Here is a 763-nt window from a genome sequence, read left to right as displayed (position 1 = left end):
TTAATGGCTTAAGCCAGTTGAGTACGCGAAGCGTGCGAAACAGAAAACCACCCGCTATGCGGGTGGTGTAGTCCAGGCTTATAGCAAAAAACCACCTGATGCGTTCGTTATAATAGGAGTGTTCAAGCTACTATGTATAACGAAAGGAGAAGGTGGTTTAATGGCTAATCGAAATGATATGACACATACGAAGTGGATGTGTAAATATCATATCGTGTTTACCCCAAAGTATAGACGAAAAGCGATCTACAATCAATACAAAGAGAGCATCCGGGATATCCTGAAGCAACTGTGTAATTACAAGGGAGTGGAGATTCTGGAAGGACACCTCATGCCAGATCATATCCACATGCTAGTAAGCATTCCGCCGAAGATGAGCGTATCCAGCTTCATGGGATACCTCAAGGGGAAGAGCGCCCTCATGATCTTCGACAAGCATGCAAATCTGAAATATAAGTACGGAAATCGTCACTTCTGGGCGGAAGGTTACTATGTGAGTACCGTCGGTCTGAACGAAGCAACGATCCGAAAGTATATTCAGGAGCAGGAAAATCATGATATTGCACTGGATAAGCTCAGCGTGAAGGAGTATGAGAATCCCTTCAAGGGATAGCTGGTATTAAACGCACCCCTTGAGGGGTAGGCAAAAGAGGCAAAGGCATAGTAGCTTGAACGTAGTGAAAGCTAGCGCCTTTAGACGCGAGCCGGTAATAAAGGCTTATAGCCTTAGAGCAAACCACCCGTTTGACGGGTGGTTATGATT

The 763-nt window shown here is 45.2% G+C and carries 1 protein-coding gene; it reads left to right on the top strand.

The features are described 5' to 3' along the window. The first annotated feature begins 160 nt into the window (after window positions 1-160). On the top strand, window positions 161-613 hold the full coding sequence (gene tnpA, locus KQJ23_RS23555; protein WP_216481334.1) for an IS200/IS605 family transposase: 453 nt from the start codon (window positions 161-163) through the stop codon (window positions 611-613). Window positions 614-763 lie beyond the last annotated feature (150 nt).

The sequence above is a fragment of the Paenibacillus brevis genome (genome assembly GCF_018919145.1).
Lineage (GTDB): Bacteria > Bacillota > Bacilli > Paenibacillales > Paenibacillaceae > Fontibacillus > Fontibacillus brevis.
The sequence above is the reverse complement of the archived record's forward strand: the minus strand, read 5'-3'. Positions and strand labels throughout refer to the sequence as shown.

Coding starts and splice junctions, on each gene's coding strand:
- tnpA (WP_216481334.1), top strand. CDS start 161: ATGGCTAATCGAAATGATATGACACATACGAAGTGGATGTGTAAATAT.